This is a genomic window from Dactylosporangium sp. CS-033363, assembly GCF_050942475.1.
Classification (GTDB): Bacteria; Actinomycetota; Actinomycetes; order Mycobacteriales; family Micromonosporaceae; genus Dactylosporangium.
The window spans coordinates 1,716,912-1,734,035 of the sequence record NZ_CP192032.1 but is presented as its reverse complement, the minus strand read 5'-3'; the positions used below and the strand labels follow the sequence as shown (position 1 = coordinate 1,734,035).

Here is a 17,124-nt window from a genome sequence, read left to right as displayed (position 1 = left end):
GTGCCCCCTTCAATGCGGGAATCAGAAGTTGCTGAGCACGTTTACGAGCACGTTGTTGATCGTCGTGGGGTCACTGGCGTCGTACGCGGCCGCGCGCGAGGCGGAGGAGATCTTCTGCAGGACGCCGAGGTCGGCCTGCCCGCCGTACGCGATCGTGAACACGCGGACCGGGATCTCCTTGTCCGACGTGTCGACGTCGCGCACGAGCGCGTCGAGGTCGCTGTCCTTGGGGTACTCGTTCTTGCCGTCCGTGAGCACCACCACGGCGTTGATCCGGCTCGGATCGCTCAGCTCGGCCATCTTGCGCTGGGCGGCGCGCGTCGTGGCGTACAGGGCCGTGCCGCCCTCGGCGCTCAACGAGTTGATGACCTGTTCGAGCTTCGCCTTGTTGCCCGCCAGCCCCGCCACCGGGACCTGTTCGGTGTACGGCGTGCTGGCCCCGTCCACCTCGGTCGAGAACGTCCACAGCCCGACCTCGTCGTCCGGGGCGAGCAGCGTCAGCGACTGCAGCGCGGCCTGCTTCGCGAGCTGCATGCGGGTCTGCCCGTTGCCCGCGTCGTTGTTCATCGACCCCGACACGTCGAGCACGAGCAGCACCTTGGCCCGCTTGCGCTGCGCGTCCCACGTCGTCAGCGCCTTCTCCAGCACCTGGGGCGAGGGCGGGTCGATCACGGTGTACTTCGCGTCCGGCAGCAGCCCGTTGTCCTTCGTGGCGCCCGCGCCGACCTTCCCCTCGTAGGTGCGGAAGGCCAGGTCGGTGAAGCGCTTCTGCTGTGCGCCGTCGCGTACGTAGGCGAGGAAGTCGGCCGCGGCGGCCTTCTGCTCGTCGGAGGCGTTGCTCAGCACCACGTACGGGTGGTCGCTGACCAGCGTCCCCTCCTTGGGGTAGATCGCGACCAGCGGCACCCGCGGCTTGGTGCCCTTGCCGGCCAGCGCCGGGTCGCCGGTCGGGTTGCCGGTGTTGTAGTCGTAGACCGACTTCTCCTCGACCGCGACCGCGCTGACGTAGTTGAGCCCGCGCCCGCCCTGGTCGGCGGCGAGCTGGTTGGACAGGAAGGTCAGCGTCGTGTCGCCGTAGTGCACCACGCTGGACTCGACCGACTTGACGTACTGCAGCACCTTCGGGTCGGCGAGGTCCTTGTCCACGAGGTCGGTCGAGCGCCCGGTGGCGGCGAAGTACGCGCCCACGGTCGCGTTGAGGCCCGACGTGGAGAAGTGCGGGTTGGTCTTGCCGAGCCGGAACTTGCCCCACTCCGGGTGACCCTTGGAGCCCCAGCCGTTCGGATCGTTGATCAGCCCGAAGACGTCGCCCCAGCCGATCGCCTTGTCCGGCCAGCCGAGCGCTTCGGCCATCGGTTTGGGCATCGCCAGTACCAGGGGAGACTGCGCGATCATCGGGAGCTTGCCGTCCGGGACCAGGCCCCCCTTGTCCCCGCTGGCCAGGCGCTGCTTGAGCAGCGAGACCCACGACGACGCGGCCGGCGTCCAGACGGTCGGCTGCGGGCCGTCCTTCTTCGTGTCCCACCCGGCCGCGAGCGCGTCGAGGGCGGCGCCGGAGGCCTTGGTCTGCACCACCGGGTCGGCGCACTTGCCGTCGAAGCGCCGGTCGGACTTGATGTAGGCCTTGGCGAACTCCGTCATCAGCGCGGCCTTCTCGCTGGACGCGGTGACGTTGAGGGTGACGCAGCCCTCGCGGCGCGGCGTGTCGGCCTGCGTGCCGCCGTCGTCGCCGCCCCGGTTGGCCAGGAAGAAGTAGACGCCGCAGATCGCGAGCACGCCGATCACCGCGGCGATGATGATCGGTAAGGGGTTCCGCCGCCGGTTGGGTGCCGGGTAGCTCACGGTTCGTTCGCCTCCGCGCTGGGTCCTGCGCCCCCGCACGGGCGCGGCACCAGTGTGTCAGGTGGCGTCGAACCGGCTTGCAGAACGGCAGCGTCAGGCGACGAGCACGACGTCGCGGTCGCGGTCGCGCGTGGCGCGCAGGGTCGTGCGCAGCGGCCCGTCGTGATGCACGGCCACCGAGAGCTTCGCGTCCAGCTTCGAGCGGGGCGCGCCCCGCACGATGGCGCTCGCGGCCGGCACGGGTTCCGCGGCGGGCGCGGGGGCGGGCTGGGCGGCCTCGCCCGAACCGGAGTCCGGCGCGGGCGCGCCGACCGGCACGAGCACCGGCGGCAGATCCTCGGCCAGGGCCAGGGTGTCGCTCACATCGCGCAGCACCTCGGACAGCGCCGCGCCCAGGGCCTCGCAGATCGCGGCCAGCAGCTCGCTGGACGCCTCCTTCTGGCCGCGCTCGATCTCCGACAGGTAGCCGAGGCTCACGTTCGCCGCGGTCGACACCTCGCGGAGAGTCCGATGCTGGGCCTGCCGTCGCGCTCGCAGCGCGTCACCGATCACCCGACGAAGCAGCACGGTGGCACCCCCTTCGACGCAGCTGGCAGGGCCGCGGAAAAACTGGTACCCGCCACGGTACCTGGTGAGAAGCCGATCGACACCCTGCCCCGCCGTTATGGGACGGCGAGGGTCTCGGCCAGCAACCCGAGGGCGGCCGCGACGGCACCGGTCCGGATGGCCGCCCGATCCCCCTCCAGGGTGAGTTCCCGCACCTCGACGCGGTCCGGCTGACCCGCCCCGGCCGGCGGCCCGACCACGGCCACGTAGACCCGGCCGACCGGCTGACCAGCCTGCGGGTCCGGTCCGGCGACCCCCGTCGTGGACGCCGCCCAGTCCGCGCCGCACCGCTCCCGGGCCCCGGCCGCCAGCGCCGCGGCCACCGCCGGGTCGACCGGCCCGTGCGAGGACAGCAGCGGCGGCGGGACGCCGAGGAGCTTCGCCTTCAATTCTGTTGCGTACGCCACGATCCCGCCGCGGAACACCCGGCTCGCACCCGGCACCTCGACGAAGGCCGCGGCGAGCAGCCCGCCGGTCAGTGACTCGGCCACGGCCAGGGTCTCGCCCCGCGCCCTGAGGGCCGTCAGAATCGCGTCCGCCCGATCGGTTCCCACCCGAGCCCTCCCTAGGGCATCTCACATCGCGCAAAACCCGGCATATACGAAAAATCCGATATGTCGCGGCGCGTCAGCGCCCGACATATCGGACTCGCACCGCACTCCAGGAAGCTCTTCAAGCGACCGGCTCATCCGCCTGCGGCGCCACGGCCGGCGCCGCGCCCGGTCCCGGCAGCACTCCGCCCCCGGCCGCCCGCGCGGCCAGTGACTCGCGCCGGATCCGGATCGCCCGCAGCACGTAGTCGGCCCCGGTCACCACGGTGACCACGACCGCGGCCGCCATCAGCCACGGCCCGATCAGCGCGAGGCCGTGCGGGAGCGGCGTGAGGTACCACCCGATGGCGAGGATCTGCAGCGCCGTCTTCGCCTTCCCGCCCCGGCTGGCCGGGATGACCCCGTGCCGGATGACCCAGAAGCGCAGCGCGGTCACGCCCCACTCGCGGATCAGGATGACCGCCGTCACCCACCAGGGCAGCTCGTCGTAGAACGACAGCAGCACGAGGGCCGCGCCGGTCAGCGCCTTGTCGGCGATCGGGTCGGCGACCTTGCCGAAGGCGGTGACGAGGTCCAGGGCGCGCGCGAGCCAGCCGTCGACGTAGTCGGTGGCCGAGGCCACGATGAAGGTCAGGCCCGCCGCGAGCTGCCAACCGTCGTGGCTCATCCCGCTGGCGACGGCGCACAGCACGAAGACGGGCACGAGCACGATGCGGACGACCGTGAGGACGTTCGCCGGGTTGAGCAGCGGCGGGGACTTGACCTGGCTCACGGCGCCGCCGGGCTGATGAGTTCGATGGGGGCGGCGACCAGGTCGACGCCGACGCTCTCGACGACCTTGGCGCGCACGAGGTCGCCGGGGCGCAGGGACGCGGGGTCGAGGTTTCCGCCGCCCACGAGCGTCGTGGAGCCGTCGACCTCGGGCGCCTGGTGCGCACCGCGGCCCTCGACGTCCACGCCGTCCTGGTCGCGCTCGACGGTGTCGACGAGCACCTCCACGATCGAGCCGACCCGGTCGCCGGCCCGCTGCGCGCAGAGTTCCTCGGCGAGGGCGCTCATCCAGTCGTACCGCTTCTTGACCGTCCCGGCCGGCACCTTGTCGGGCAGCCCGGCGGCCTCGGTGCCGTCCTCGTCGCTGTAGTCGAACACGCCGATCGCGTCGAGCCGCGCCTCGGTGAGGAAGCGGGCGAGCTCGTCGACGTCCTCGCGGGTCTCGCCGGGGAAGCCGACGATCACGTTGCTGCGGGCGCCGGCGTCCGGGTCGAGCTTGCGGGCCGCCTTGAGCAGGTCCAGGAACCGCTCGGTGGAGCCGAAACGGCGCATCCGGCGCAGGACGGGCTCGCTGGAGTGCTGGAAGGACAGGTCGAAGTAGGGCGCGACGCCCGGCGTGGTCGCGATCGCCTCGATCAGCCCGGGCCGGGTCTCGGCCGGCTGCAGGTAGGAGACGCGCACCCGCACGATGCCGGCGGTCGCGGCCAGCTGGGGCAGCAGCTTCTCCAGCATCCGGGGGTCGCCGAGGTCCTTGCCGTAGGAGGTCGAGTTCTCGCTGACCAGGACCAGCTCGCGCACGCCGTTCTGGCCCAGCCACTCGGCCTCGGCCAGGATCTCGTCGGGCGTGCGGGAGACGAACGCGCCGCGGAAGGCCGGGATGGCGCAGAACGCGCACCGCCGGTCGCAGCCGCTGGCCAGCTTGAGCGGCGCGACCGGGCCCTTGTCGAGCCGCTGGCGCATCACCCCGCGCAGGTGGGCCGGCAGGTGCCCCGGTGTGACGACCGCCGCCTCGCGGCGGGCGACCGGGGTGAGCGGCAGGAGGGTGCGCCGGTCGCGCGGGGTGTGCGATGGGATGGTTTCCCCGGCCAGGATGGCGTCGAGGCGCGCGGCCATGTCTGGATAGTGGTCGAAGCCGAGCACCGCGTCGGCCTCGGGCAGCTCCCCGGCCAGCTGCTCGCCGTAGCGCTCGGCGAGGCAGCCGGTGGCGACGACCTTGGCCCCGGTGTCGGCCGCCGCCAGCAGGGTGTCGATCGAGTCCTGCTTGGCCTTGGCGACGAAGCCGCAGGTGTTGACGACCACGACGTCGGCGTCGGTGCCGTCGGTGGTCACCGACCACCCGCCGTCGGCCAGTCGCGCGGCGAGCTCCTCGGAGTCCACCTCGTTGCGGGCACAGCCCAGGGTGAGCAGGGCTACGCGGCGGTCAGCGTTGGTGGACATGCTGTCGAGGGTACCGACCGGGACTGACATTTTGCGGAGCGGATCCGCCCTCAGGGGGCCGGGAAGGTGTCCCGGAAGGTGAACGCCTTCTCGCTGGGCCCGGCCGCGCGCAGCAGGTCAAGCCGCTCCCGCGCCTCGGTGAGGGCCGGCCGGTGCCCGGACGGGACCCACCACATGACCATGTGCGGCTCGCCGAGCGGCACGAACCACTCCCGCCGCCGTCGCAGCACGTCGAGGTGCCCACTACGGAAGGTGTACTCCCGCAGCGCCTCCAGCGACGCCCAGACCGACATGTTCACCATCAGATCGCCGCCGAACGGGCGCAGCGAGGTGGCATCCGCGCCGGTGTCGTCCACGAGCCGCCACACGAAGCCCGGCCACCCGTCGGCGAGGGCGTTGATCCGGTCGAGCTCGGCGTAGAAGTCCGCCATCCGCGGGTCGTCGCGCGGCCCGACCGGCACACCGACGTTGAGCTGAGCGAGTTGAGGCGTCATGACGGCAGTCTAAGACAAACTTTCATTGTTTTTAGTACCCGTTGTGTCTCGATCCACCACCACGCAGCACCCGTCCGGCCGGGGATCGATCCGTACGCCGCGCTCGCCCAGCGCCCCCTGCAGCAGCGCGAGGTTCGCCCCGCAGACCACCCCCGGGTGCGTCCGCGCGACGGCGTCGAACGGGCAGTTGCGCAGCCGCCAGACCGCCCCGTCGGCGAACGGCTCGTAGCCCATCCCGCGCAGCGTCGCCTCGATGTCGCCGCTCGCGAGCCGCTCCCCCGTCCGCCGCGCGGCCGCGTAGAGCGCCGGCTCCACCCCGGCCTCGGAGACGGCCTCGGCGAAGACCTCGGCCAGCACGCGGTACCCCCGCGGCGGAAGGTTCACGGCGTGCTCGACGGAGCTGCGGCGGTACACCTTGGCGGGTCTTCCGGCCCCGGGCCCGCTGCGCCCGCCGAGCCGCGCGAAGGTCGCGTCGAGGAGCCCCGCCTCGACCAGCTTGTCCAGGTGATGCGCGGCGAGGGTGCGCCCGATCGCGAGCGCCTCGGCGACCTGGTCCCGGCTGACCGCCTCGCGCGCGGACGCGACGAACTCGTACACCGCCCGCCGCCGCGCGTCCCCCAGCGCCGCGACGGCTCCGATCCCCTGGTCGCTCACGCGCTCAACTATCCCAGCAGCGTCGCCACGAGCGTCAGGGTCGCCATCGACAGCCCGGTGGACGCCACGATCACGTCCCGCGCGAAGGTGCCGTCGACGCCGTACGCGCGGCCGTAGACGAACGTGTTCTGCGCCGTCGGCAGCGCGGAGCACAGCACCGCGGCCAGCAGCGCCGGTCCGGTGACCCCGAACACGAACCGCGCCAGCAGCAGGCACAGCAGCGGCTGCACGAGGGATTTCAGCAGTACCGCCAGCGCCACCTCCACCGGCCGCCGCGCCTCGCCCTCCCCGTCCCGCCGCGGCACCAGCGAGAGCCCCAGCGCGACGAGCGCCGAGGGCACGGCGGCGTCCCCGAGCAGCGCCACCGCATCGCCCAGCAGCCGCGGCAGGTGTACGTGCAGTGCCCCGAGAATCACGCCGGCCAGACAGGCGAGCATCACCGGACTGCGCAGCGGCACCGTCAGCAGCCGCCGCCACCGCCCGGCCGCGCGATCGCTCTGCGCGACGTCCAGCGTCCCGAGGATGATCGGCGTCAGGATGCTCGTCTGGATCAGCAGCACCACGGCGATGAAGCTCGCGTCGCCCAGCACCTGCACCATGACCGGAATGCCGAGGTTGCCGGCGTTGACGTACCCGGAGGCCATCGCGGCGATCGTCTGCTCGGCCAGCGGCCGCCGGAACACCCACCGCGCGGCGCAGAACCCGACCGCTCCGACGATCAGCGTGGCCACCGAGAACGCCGCCACGGCCCGCCCGGCGGTGCCCCCGATCGGCTGCCGGGTGAGCGTGTTGAGCAGCGCCGCGGGCATCGCCACGTAGAACACGAACCGCCCGAGCACGTCGACCGCGGCTGCCCCGAGCACCCCGCTGCGCCCGGCCAGGAACCCGACGGCAGTGAGCGCCCAGATCGGAACGAACGCGGCCAGCACGCCCAGACGCTAGTCGTCGTCCCCGTCGGCCTTCAGGCCGCCCAGCACCTCGGCCAGCGAGTCGGGCTTGATCAGCACGTCGCGGGCCTTGGAGCCCTCCGACGGGCCGACGATGCCGCGCGACTCCATGAGGTCCATGAGCCGCCCGGCCTTGGCGAAGCCGACCCGCAGCTTGCGCTGCAGCATGCTCGTCGAGCCGAACTGGCTGGTCACGACCAGCTCGATGGCCTGCACGAGCAGCTCGAGGTCGTCGCCGATCTCCTCGTCGATCTTCTTCTTGCCCTCGTCGCGCTTCTGGGTCACGCCCTCGCGGAACTCGGGCTCGCGCTGGTCCTTGCAGAACTTGACGACGTCGGCGATCTCGGTCTCGCTGACCCAGGCGCCCTGGATGCGGACCGGCTTGGAGGCGCCCATCGGCAGGAACAGGGCGTCGCCGCGGCCGATGAGCTTCTCGGCGCCGGGCTGGTCGAGGATGACCCGGGAGTCGGCCAGGCTGGAGGTGGCGAAGGCCAGCCGGGACGGCACGTTGGCCTTGATCAGGCCGGTCACCACGTCGACGCTGGGGCGCTGGGTGGCCAGCACCAGGTGGATGCCGGCCGCGCGGGCCAGCTGGGTGATCCGCACCACCGAGTCCTCGACGTCGCGCGGCGCGACCATCATCAGGTCGGCGAGCTCGTCGACGATCACCAGCAGGTACGGGTAGGGCCGGATCTGCCGCTCGCTGCCCGGCGGCGCCGTGATCTGCCCCGCGCGCACCTTGCGGTTGTAGTCGTCGATGTGGCGGACCCCGGCGGCGGCGAGGTCGTCGTAGCGCATGTCCATCTCGCCGACCACCCAGTCGAGGGCGTCGGCCGCCTTCTTCGGGTTCGTCACGATCGGCGTGACCAGGTGCGGGATGCCCTCGTAGCTGGTCATCTCGACCCGCTTGGGGTCGACCAGCAGCAGCCGGACCTCGTCCGGCGTGGCCCGGGTCAGCAGCGACACGAGCAGGCTGTTGAGGCAGCTGGACTTGCCCGCGCCGGTCGCGCCGGCGATCAGGATGTGCGGCATCTTGGCCAGGTTGGCCACGACGTAGCCGCCCTCGATGTCCTTGCCCAGCGCCACCATCAGCGGGTGGTGGTCGGAGGTGGCCACGCGGGAGCGCAGCACGTCGCCGAGGGCCACGTTCTCCCGGTCGGAGTTGGGGATCTCGACGCCGACCGCGCTCTTGCCGGGGATCGGGCTCTGGATGCGCACGTCGGCCGACTTCACCGCGTACGCGATGTTCTTGGACAGCGCCGTGATCCGCTCGACCTTCACGCCGTGGCCGATCTCGACCTCGTAGCGGGTCACCGTCGGGCCCCGGGTGAAGCCGGTGACCAGCGCGTCCACGCCGAACTGCTCGAAGACGCCCTGCAGCGCGTTGGTGACCTCGTCGTTGGCCCGGGTCCGGCCGCGCGGCGCGTCGCCGGTGCCCAGCAGGGTCGGCGGCGGCAGCTTGTAGTCGGCGTCGGTGAGCGCGAGCTGCTCGGCCCGCGTCGGCATCGGCGAGTGCTCCGGCGGCTCCTTCTCGGGCGCCGCCTTGGGCTCCTTCTTCTTGCGCCCGGCCGGCATCCGCTGCAGCACCACGGTGTCGTGGACCAGCTCCGGGTCGAGGTCGGGCGCGGCCGCGTCGAACTCGTCGGGGTCCAGGCCCAGCGGGTGCGGCAGCGGCTCGGGCTCGTCGCCCGCGCGGGCACTCTGGCGGCGACGGGCCGGGGCGCGGCGCGCGGGGCGCTCCTCCGGCTCGTCGTAGAGCTCCTCGTATTCGTCCTCGTCGACGAGCGTCGGGTCCTCGACCCGCCCGAGCGCGAGGTCGCGCAGCTGGCGCCACCGGTGCGGCAGGCGGCTGATCGGGGTCGACGTCACGACCAGAAGGCCGAAGGCCGACAGCAGGAGCAGCAGCGGTACCGCGACCCAGGACGTGACCGCCATCTCCAGCAGGCCGCCGCCGCCCCGCCCGAGCAGGCCCCCGGCCCGGTCCATCCGCGCGGGCAGCGTCGGGGCGCCCGCGGCCAGGTGCATCAGGCCGGTGCCGCCGATGAACAGCGCGCCCCAGCCGACCAGGCCGCGCCCGCGGTGCTCGTCGGCGTCGTCGTTCGAGCGCATGACCCTGATCCCGCCGATCAGGAGCAGCACGGGAAGTACCGCGGAGGCAGCCCCGATGAACGTGTGACAGATGCTCGCCAGCCAGCGCCCGACCGGCCCGGCCGCCTGGAACCACAGGGCCGCGGTGAGCAGGACGGCCGCCCCGATCATGGCCAGCCCGGCGCCGTCGCGGCGGTGCTCCGGATCGAGGTCGCGGGCGGTCGCCGCCTGCCGGCCGATGGCGCGGGCGCCCCAGCCGACGCTGTGCGCGAGGCCCATCCAGACCGCGATCATGCCCCGCCCGAACAGGCCCAGCGGCGTGGCGACCATGGCCCCGGTGCGGCGCCGGCGGACCGGGGTCGCGGCGCGGGTGGTGCCGCGCGCGGGCGTGGCCCGGCCGCGGGTGGTCTTGGTCGGCGTGGCCGCCTTCGCGGGCGAGCGGGGGTTCGCTCGCTTCTGCGGGGTAGCACGCGTGTTCGAACCGCCGCGCGCGTTGGCCGTGCCTCCGCCGCGGCCGGCCTGGGAGGTGCGGCCCGCCATGTGTCACACCGTATCGGGCGGCTACGACATTGTTCTCTCGGCACGCCGGTGGCGCAGCTTCGCGAGCGCGACCGCGTAGGAGAAGACCACCACGACACCCACGAGGACCTGCGCGAGGTGGGTGTAGCGCTCGGGATAGATCACGTTCTCGATGTACGTGTCGATGAAGCCGCGCTCCCCCACCGCCTGCCCGGCCCGCCGCCGCGCCCAGTGCTCGGCCACGGTGAGCGGGCAGGTCAGCGGGACCGTGACGACGGCGAGTCCCCACGCGGCGGCGGCCAGGTGCGGCCAGAAGGCCTTGGGCCACCGCCAGACGAGGAACCCGCCGACGACCACGTACGCGATGAACACGAAGTGCAGCGCCAGGAACGTCGTCGCCAGCGCCGCGTACACGTCAGACCTCGACCACCGTCGGCACGATCATCGGGCGGCGCCGGTAGGCCTCGTTGACCCACCGCCCGACGGTGCGCCGGACGATCTGCTGCAGCTGGTGCGGGTCGGTGATGCCGTCCGCCGCGGCCTTGTTCAGGGCATCGGTGACCAGCGGCAGGACGGCGTTGAAGACCGCCGGGTCGTCGGAGAAGCCCTTGGCCGAGACGGTCGGGCCGGCCACCACCTTGCCGGTGACGGAGTCGATCACGACCGTGGCCGCGATGAACCCGCCGTCGCCCAGGATGCGCCGCTCGGTCAGCAGCGACTCGCCGACGTCGCCGATGGCCAGGCCGTCGACGTAGACGTACCGCGAGCGGATGTGGCCCACCAGGCGCGCCTCGCCGCCGACGAGGTCGACCACGTCGCCGTCCTCGCACAGCACGACGCGCTCGTGGGGCACGCCGGCCTCCCGCGCCAGTTGCGCGTGGGCGCGCAGGTGCCGCCACTCGCCGTGCACCGGCATGAAGTTGCGCGGCTTGACCACGTTCAGCAGGTACAGCAGCTCGCCCGCGGGCGCGTGCCCGGAGACGTGCACCTTGGCCACGTCCTTGTGCACGACGGTCGCGCCCGCGCGGGACAGCTGGTTGATCACGCGGTACACGGCGGTCTCGTTGCCCGGCACGAGCGACGACGCGAGCACGATGGTGTCGCCCTCGCCGATCACGATGTGCCGGTGGTCGCCGTTGGCCATGCGGCCGAGCGCGCTCATCGGCTCGCCCTGCGACCCGGTCGACATGAGCACGACGCGCTCGGCGGGCAGGCTCATCGCCTCGTCGATCGCGACCACCAGGCCTTGCGGGATGCGCAGCAGGCCCAGGTCGCGCGCGATGCCCATGTTGCGCACCATCGAGCGGCCGATCAGGGCCACCTTGCGCCCGTGCGCGTGCGCGGCGTCGAAGACCTGCTGCACGCGGTGCACGTGGGAGGCGAACGACGCGACGATGATGCGCCCGGTCGCGCGGCCGAAGATCCGCTCCAGCACCGGCCCGATCTCGCGCTCGGGGGTGACGAAGCCGGGGATCTCGGCGTTGGTCGAGTCCGACAGCAGCAGGTCGACGCCCTCGGCGCCGAGCCGCGCGAACCCGGCCAGGTCGGTGATCCGCCCGTCCAGCGGCAGCTGGTCCATCTTGAAGTCGCCGGTGTGCAGCAGCGTGCCGGCGCTCGTGGTCACCGCGACCGCCAGCGCGTCCGGGATCGAGTGGTTGACCGCGAAGAACTCGCACTCGAACGGCCCGAGCCGCTCGGTCTGGCCCTCTCGTACGGTCAGCGAGTAGGGCTCGATGCGCCGCTCGGCCAGCTTGGCCTCGACCAGGGCGAGCGTGAACTTGGAGCCGACCAGCGGGATGTCCGGCTTGTGGGCCAGCAGGTACGGCACCGCGCCGATGTGGTCCTCGTGCCCGTGCGTGAGCACGATCGCCTGAACCTGGTCCAGACGGTCGAGGAGCGAGGAGAAGTCGGGCAGGATGAGGTCGACACCCGGCTGCTCCACGTCGGGGAACAGCACACCGCAGTCGATGACAAGCAGCTTGCCGTCGAACTCCAGCAGCGTCATGTTTCGGCCGATCGCGCCCAGCCCGCCCAGCGGGGTCACCCGCAGGGTGTCGGGCCCCGGAGGGGGCGGCGGATCGAGCTCGATATGCGCCACCGTCATAGGGCCACTCCGAGTTCGTTGTGGTGCGCCATCTGGTCCGCGGTGCCGATCGTGCGGCCCGCTTCCGCGCAATCCTCCCGCAGCCGCCCGAGTTCCGCCGCGTTCGCCCCCACCAGCGGCGGGCGAACCGGGCCGGCGGGCAGGCCGAGCAGCGTCAGGGCGGCCTTGGTCAGGATGACACCCTGAGTGCGGAAGAATCCACAGAACGCCGGGAGCAGCTGCAGGTGCAGCTCGCGGGCCCGGGTCACGTCGCCGGCTTCGTACGCCGTGATCATCGCCTTGGTCTGCGGCCCGAAGACGTGGGTCGGCACGCCGACGACGCCGACCGCCCCCACGGAGACCAGCGGCAGGGTCAGCTTGTCCTCGCCCGAGTAGTACGCGAGGCCGGTACGCTTGATCACCCAGGCGGTCTCGCCGAGGTCGCCCTTGGCGTCCTTCACCGCGACGATGCGCTCGTGCTCGGCGAGCCGGCACAGGGTCTCGGTCTCGATCGCCACGCCGGAGCGGCCCGGGATGTCGTACAGCATGACCGGCAGCCCCGCCGCGTCGGCGACGGTCCTGAAATGCTGGATCAGGCCGGCCTGGGGCGGCTTGTTGTAGTACGGCGTGACGACGAGCAGCCCGTCGGCGCCGGCCTTCTCGGCGGCCCGGGTCAGCTCGACCGAGTGCGCGGTGTCGTTGGTGCCGACGCCGGCGATCACGGTCGCCCGGTCGCCGACGGCCTCCACGACCGCCCTGAGCACCCGTTCCTTCTCCGCGTCGGTGGTGGTCGCCGACTCGCCGGTGGTGCCGTTGACCACCAGGCCGTCGTGCTCCTGCTCGTCGACCAGGTAGGTGGCGAGGCGGGCGGCGCCGTCGGCGTCGAGCGACCCGTCAGGCCCGAACGGCGTGACCATCGCGCTGAGCAGCCGGCCGAACGGCCGACCGGGGACGGAACCGGTGCGTGTCATACGCACAACCTAGCGGACGCCTGTGCCGAGCATTCTTCAAGATTCCCAGGTGTACTGCGGCGACGCCACCTCGGTCCCGTCCGAAAGTTCGGTGACTGCGAAATCGCCGAAGACACTCGGGGCGATCCGCTGCAATTCGCGCAGGCAGGCGACGGCCACCTCGCGGATCTCCACGTCCGCGCCCTCGCTGGCGCGCATGGTCACGAAGTGCCGCCAGGCCCGGTAGTTGCCGGTGACGACGATCCGCGTCTCGGCCGCGTTGGGCAGCACGGCGCGGGCGGCCTGGCGGGCCTGCTTGCGCCGCGAGGTCTTGTTCTCCACGTCGGAGAACTTCGCCTCGAGCCCCTCGAGCAGCTCGTTGTAGGCCCGCAGCGCCGCCTCACTCGCCTCGACGAACGTCTTGTGCAGCGCCGGGTCCTCGGCGATCACGGCCGGCTCGACCATGACCTGCTCGCGGCCGGGCACGTAGCGCTGGGACAGCTGCGAGTACGAGAAGTGCCGGTGCCGCACCAGCTCGTGGGTGAACGAGCGCGACACGCCGGTCATGTAGAACGTCACGGTGCCGTGCTCGAGGACGCTCAGGTGCCCGACCTCGAGGATGTGCCGCAGGTAGCCGGCGTTGGTGGCGGTGGCCGGGTTGGGCTTGCTCCACGACTGGTAGCAGGCGCGGCCGGCGAACTCCGCGAGCGCCTCGCCACCGTCCGCATCGGTCTCCCACGCCACGTCGGCGGGAGGTTCGAAATGCGTCCAGGCGATGGCTTTGACGGAGAGCATTCGCAGAGCGTACCTGCGCTAGACGAAGAAGTAGGTGAACGGGGCCCAGGGTAGGTTGCGCAGCACACTGAAGGCCAGCCACGCGACCAGGAAGCCGATCAGGGCGCCGTTGGAGATCCGCAGCATGGGCAGCTTGAACGGCAGGTTCAGCTTGTTCACCGTCCAGGCCACGTACAGGTAGGCCAGGAACGGCGCCGCGAACACCAGCATCGCGTGGTGGTGGGCGGCGGCCGGGATGTCGCCGTGCAGCATGTACCAGGCCGCGCGGGTGCCGCCGCAGCCCGGGCAGTCGAACCCGGTCAGGAGCTTGACCAGGCACGTCGGCGGGTCGCTGGCGCCGGCCGAGGTGGGCTTCATGAGCAGCGTGTACGCCACGCCGCCCGAGATCAGCGCGCCCACGCCCGCGGGTCCGGCCCAGGCGGGCAGCCGCTCGACCAGGCGCTGCAAGCGGCCCTTCGGCGGCTGGTAGGCGTACTGGTACACCGGCGGCAGGTTCACGCTCTCCGGCGTGACAGGCGCGCCCAGGTGGGGCACGTCAGGGAGCACTCCTTCGAGTGACCCGGGCACAGGGGCCGGCATGGGCGACGTCACTCCCCCAAGTTACACGGGCCGGGCCAGCGATCGATCGTCCGAAGGTCTACTGGAGCTCCTTCGCGAGCGCCTCCGCGAAGTCGCCCCGCTGCGGCAGGTCCACCTCCTCCAGGCCGAGCCAGCCCGCGAACCGCTGCAGCTCCGCGGCCAGCGCGCTCGCGATCTCCGGCTGGGACGGCGCGCCGCGGCCCCGCAGTGGCTCGACCCACGCCGCCGGGATCTGCAGGACGCCGGCCTTCCGGTCCGCCTTGAGGTCGACGCGGGCCACCAGCCGGTCGCCGAGCAGGAACGGGAGCACGTAGTAGCCGTACAGCCGCTGGGCCGGCGGCACGTAGATCTCGATCCGGTAGTTGAACCCGAACAGCCGCTCGACCCGGGCGCGCTCCCACATCAGCGGGTCGAACGGGCTCACCAGCGCGGCGGCCGCGATCCGGCGCGGCGTGCGGGCCTCGGCGTGCAGGTAGGCCCGCGGCGCCCACCCCTCGACCTCGACCGGCAGCAGCTCCCCGGCCTCGACCAGCTCGGCGATGGCCTGGCGGGCCCCGGCCAGCGGCAGCCGGAAGTAGTCGCGCAGCTCCGCCTCGGCGGCCACGCCCAGCCCGCGGGCGGCCACCCGGACCAGCTCCCGGAAGGCGTCCTCGTCGCTCGGGGTCGGCGCGTTCACGACCTCGGGCGGCAGGATGCGGTCCGGCACGTCGTAGACCCGGGCGAAGGCGGAGTTGCGCCGGGCCACGCTCACCTCGCCGGTGTAGAACAGCCACTCGATCGCGGTCTTGGTGTCCGACCAGTTCCAGCCCCAGTGATCCTTGCGCCGCGGCTGGACCAGGTCGCCCTCGACCTCCGCCGCGCTGATCGGGCCCTTGGCGCGGATCTCCTCCAGCACCCAGCGGACCAGGTCCGGCTGCTCGCGGGCGATGCGGACCATCCGGCCCCACGCGGCGCCCGAGCGCATCCTCCACCGCAGGAACGGCTGCAGCTGTACCGGCACGAGCGACGCCTCATGCGCCCAGTACTCGAACAGCTCGCGCGGCCGCCGGTAGGCCAGGCGGTCGAGCAGGGCCGGGTCGTAGGGGCCGAGGCGGCTGTAGGCGGGCAGGTAGTGGGCGCGCTGGACGATGTTGACCGAGTCGATCTGGAGCAGGCCGGTCCGCTCCAGCACCCGGCGCAGGTGCCGGCGCTCCGGCGTGCCCCCGGGCGCCCGGTCGGCGAAGCCCGACGCGGCGAGGGCGATCCGGCGGGCCTGGGTCTGGGTCAGCAATTCGGTCATCGCCAGGAGGCTAACCCGGGGGTACGACAAAAAACGCCCGGCGACCGCGAGGGGGCCGCCGGGCGTCTAGGAACCGGTGGTGTCAGGCGCCGACGAGCGGGCGCCGGGGCTGCTCCTGGGCGTGAAAGGCCTCGGTGACCTTCCGGTCGATCTCGACCAGGTCGGGGTCCGGGACCTCCTCGACGCTCGGGTCGGGCGCCTCCCCCGGCTCACCCTTGGCCAGCCGGCTCGCGCCCGTGTCGGCGGGCTCGCGGATCGGCAGGCCGAACAGCAGGCCGATCATCAGCAGGATGTACGCGTTGCTGCCGATCAGCCCGAGCCCGTCGAACTTGGCGTGGAAGGCCCACGGGGTGCGGCTGCACAGCAGGGCGAAGGAGAACCCGAAGGCGATCGCGAGGTTGCGCCGGCGCCGCGGGTCGATCGAGCGGTCCGTCGCGTAGTCGAAGAGCACGATGATCGCCGGGACGGTCCACACCAGGTGGTGGATCCAGGTGATCGGGCTGACCATGCAGCCCACCAGGCCGGTCAGCGCCAGGCCGGCGACCTCGTCGCGGTGCCGGATGGCCCGGCGCGAGCGCCAGTACCAGACCGCGAGCGTGATCAGCACGAGCAGCAGCCACAGCGGCTTCATCGGGTCGGGGTTGAAGATCCGCCCGACGAGGCCGGTGAGGGCCTGGTTGGAGACGAACGTGGGCGAGCCGACCCGGTCGGTGTTCCACACCGCGTCGGTCCAGAACACCCGGGAGGCGTCCGGCGCGAACGTCGCGGCGAGCCAGGTCGCGGCGGTGGCGGTCGCGGCCGAGACGGCGGCGGCGCGCCAGCGGCGGGTGATCAGCAGGTAGATGATGAAGACGCCGGGGGTGAGCTTGATCGCGGTGGCCAGGCCGATGCCGATGCCGCCGAGCTTGTGCCCGTTGCGGATCAGCAGCATCACGTCGGCGACGATCAGGAACACCAGCAGGATGTTGACCTGGCCGAAGTTCACCGTCTCGCGGATCGGCTCGAACGCGGCGGCGAGCGCCATCGCGATGCCCATCGCGTACCAGTACGACCAGCCCTGGCGCTTGATGATCGGGCCGAGCAGCCAGGTGAGGATCGCGAGCATGCACAGGATGTTCATGGTGACGCTGATGACGATCGCGACGTTCCAGCTGATCAGCGACATCGGCGTCATGAGCGCGGCGGCGAACGGCGGGTAGGTGAAGCCGTACGGGGTGCCGGGCGTGAGGTAGTCGTAGATGTCCCCGCCGCGGTTGACCCAGTAGTCCATCGCGCCGTAGTAGACCTTGAGGTCGAAGAAGCCGTTGTGCGCGGCCGCCACCAGCAGGAATGCCCACACGACGGCCCAGACGGCCAGCACGATGAGCGTCTTTCTCATGCCGGGCCGCAGCTTGGGCCGGACGGCGCTCGTTTCGGCGACCCGTCCTCGCTCCGCCACCTGATCTGCCCTCCCGGTCATCGCTGCCTTCCGCTGTGCCATCAACGCCCAGACTGTCATCAGAGCCTCAGAGTTCCCTCACAGAGGACTC

Annotated in this window: 16 protein-coding genes; all 16 read right to left on the bottom strand. The window is 72.1% G+C overall.

The window, feature by feature from the left end; translation table 11 throughout:
• Positions 1 to 21: 21 nt before the first annotated feature.
• Complete coding sequence (locus ACQPZ4_RS07975; RefSeq protein WP_433057485.1) at positions 22 to 1,842, bottom strand: substrate-binding domain-containing protein; 1,821 nt, start codon at positions 1,840 to 1,842, stop codon at positions 22 to 24.
• Positions 1,843 to 1,935: 93 nt separating this feature from the next.
• On the bottom strand, positions 1,936 to 2,409 hold the full coding sequence (locus tag ACQPZ4_RS07970) for a helix-turn-helix domain-containing protein (protein WP_433057484.1): 474 nt from the start codon (positions 2,407 to 2,409) through the stop codon (positions 1,936 to 1,938).
• A 95-nt stretch (positions 2,410 to 2,504) separates the two neighbouring features.
• The gene (locus tag ACQPZ4_RS07965) at positions 2,505 to 3,002 is read right to left on the bottom strand and encodes a CinA family protein (protein WP_433057483.1); all 498 of its coding nucleotides are present in this window, start codon (positions 3,000 to 3,002) and stop codon (positions 2,505 to 2,507) included.
• 118 nt (positions 3,003 to 3,120) lie between these two features.
• Positions 3,121 to 3,771, bottom strand: a complete 651-nt coding sequence (gene pgsA / locus ACQPZ4_RS07960; RefSeq protein WP_433057482.1) for a CDP-diacylglycerol--glycerol-3-phosphate 3-phosphatidyltransferase — start codon at positions 3,769 to 3,771, stop codon at positions 3,121 to 3,123.
• Entirely contained in the window at positions 3,768 to 5,207 is a 1,440-nt protein-coding gene (gene rimO, locus ACQPZ4_RS07955; protein ID WP_433057481.1) for a 30S ribosomal protein S12 methylthiotransferase RimO, read from the bottom strand. The genes pgsA and rimO overlap by 4 nt, the downstream gene beginning before the upstream one ends.
• A 50-nt stretch (positions 5,208 to 5,257) precedes the next feature.
• A complete protein-coding gene (locus ACQPZ4_RS07950; RefSeq protein WP_433057480.1) occupies positions 5,258 to 5,701 on the bottom strand; it encodes a DUF3291 domain-containing protein in 444 nt (147 codons plus the stop codon).
• Positions 5,702 to 5,710: 9 nt separating this feature from the next.
• Positions 5,711 to 6,355, bottom strand: coding sequence for a helix-turn-helix transcriptional regulator (locus ACQPZ4_RS07945; RefSeq protein ID WP_433057479.1), 645 nt, complete (start codon positions 6,353 to 6,355; stop codon positions 5,711 to 5,713).
• Between the two features lie 8 nt (positions 6,356 to 6,363).
• On the bottom strand, positions 6,364 to 7,284 hold the full coding sequence (locus ACQPZ4_RS07940) for an AEC family transporter (protein WP_433057478.1): 921 nt from the start codon (positions 7,282 to 7,284) through the stop codon (positions 6,364 to 6,366).
• 9 nt (positions 7,285 to 7,293) lie between these two features.
• The gene (locus ACQPZ4_RS07935) at positions 7,294 to 9,930 is read right to left on the bottom strand and encodes a DNA translocase FtsK 4TM domain-containing protein (RefSeq protein ID WP_433057477.1); all 2,637 of its coding nucleotides are present in this window, start codon (positions 9,928 to 9,930) and stop codon (positions 7,294 to 7,296) included.
• A gap of 21 nt (positions 9,931 to 9,951) precedes the next feature.
• Entirely contained in the window at positions 9,952 to 10,323 is a 372-nt protein-coding gene (locus tag ACQPZ4_RS07930) for a DUF2784 domain-containing protein (RefSeq protein WP_433057476.1), read from the bottom strand.
• A 1-nt stretch (position 10,324) separates the two neighbouring features.
• Complete coding sequence (locus ACQPZ4_RS07925; protein WP_433057475.1) at positions 10,325 to 12,013, bottom strand: ribonuclease J; 1,689 nt, start codon at positions 12,011 to 12,013, stop codon at positions 10,325 to 10,327.
• Positions 12,010 to 12,963 carry a 4-hydroxy-tetrahydrodipicolinate synthase gene (gene dapA, locus ACQPZ4_RS07920; protein WP_433057474.1) on the bottom strand — a complete coding sequence of 318 codons (954 nt, stop codon included), beginning with the start codon at positions 12,961 to 12,963 and terminating at the stop codon, positions 12,010 to 12,012. The genes ACQPZ4_RS07925 and dapA overlap by 4 nt, the downstream gene beginning before the upstream one ends.
• A 36-nt stretch (positions 12,964 to 12,999) precedes the next feature.
• A complete protein-coding gene (gene thyX, locus ACQPZ4_RS07915; RefSeq protein ID WP_433057473.1) occupies positions 13,000 to 13,737 on the bottom strand; it encodes an FAD-dependent thymidylate synthase in 738 nt (245 codons plus the stop codon).
• Between the two features lie 18 nt (positions 13,738 to 13,755).
• The gene (locus ACQPZ4_RS07910) at positions 13,756 to 14,271 is read right to left on the bottom strand and encodes a DUF2752 domain-containing protein (RefSeq protein ID WP_433057472.1); all 516 of its coding nucleotides are present in this window, start codon (positions 14,269 to 14,271) and stop codon (positions 13,756 to 13,758) included.
• A 103-nt stretch (positions 14,272 to 14,374) separates the two neighbouring features.
• Positions 14,375 to 15,595: a winged helix-turn-helix domain-containing protein gene (locus ACQPZ4_RS07905; protein WP_433057471.1), complete on the bottom strand. Its 1,221-nt coding sequence runs from the start codon at positions 15,593 to 15,595 to the stop codon at positions 14,375 to 14,377.
• Positions 15,596 to 15,677: 82 nt separating this feature from the next.
• Entirely contained in the window at positions 15,678 to 16,973 is a 1,296-nt protein-coding gene (locus tag ACQPZ4_RS07900; RefSeq protein WP_433057470.1) for a glycosyltransferase 87 family protein, read from the bottom strand.
• Between the last annotated feature and the right edge of the window lie 151 nt (positions 16,974 to 17,124).

Bases quoted from the DNA above. Each gene is read 5' to 3' on its own strand.
- dapA (WP_433057474.1), bottom strand. From the start codon at position 12,963: ATGACACGCACCGGTTCCGTCCCCGGTCGGCCGTTCGGCCGGCTGCTC.
- ACQPZ4_RS07935 (WP_433057477.1), bottom strand. From the start codon at position 9,930: ATGGCGGGCCGCACCTCCCAGGCCGGCCGCGGCGGAGGCACGGCCAAC.
- ACQPZ4_RS07925 (WP_433057475.1), bottom strand. From the start codon at position 12,013: ATGACGGTGGCGCATATCGAGCTCGATCCGCCGCCCCCTCCGGGGCCC.
- ACQPZ4_RS07905 (WP_433057471.1), bottom strand. From the start codon at position 15,595: ATGACCGAATTGCTGACCCAGACCCAGGCCCGCCGGATCGCCCTCGCC.
- ACQPZ4_RS07950 (WP_433057480.1), bottom strand. From the start codon at position 5,701: ATGACGCCTCAACTCGCTCAGCTCAACGTCGGTGTGCCGGTCGGGCCG.
- ACQPZ4_RS07900 (WP_433057470.1), bottom strand. From the start codon at position 16,973: ATGAGAAAGACGCTCATCGTGCTGGCCGTCTGGGCCGTCGTGTGGGCA.
- thyX (WP_433057473.1), bottom strand. From the start codon at position 13,737: ATGCTCTCCGTCAAAGCCATCGCCTGGACGCATTTCGAACCTCCCGCC.
- rimO (WP_433057481.1), bottom strand. From the start codon at position 5,207: ATGTCCACCAACGCTGACCGCCGCGTAGCCCTGCTCACCCTGGGCTGT.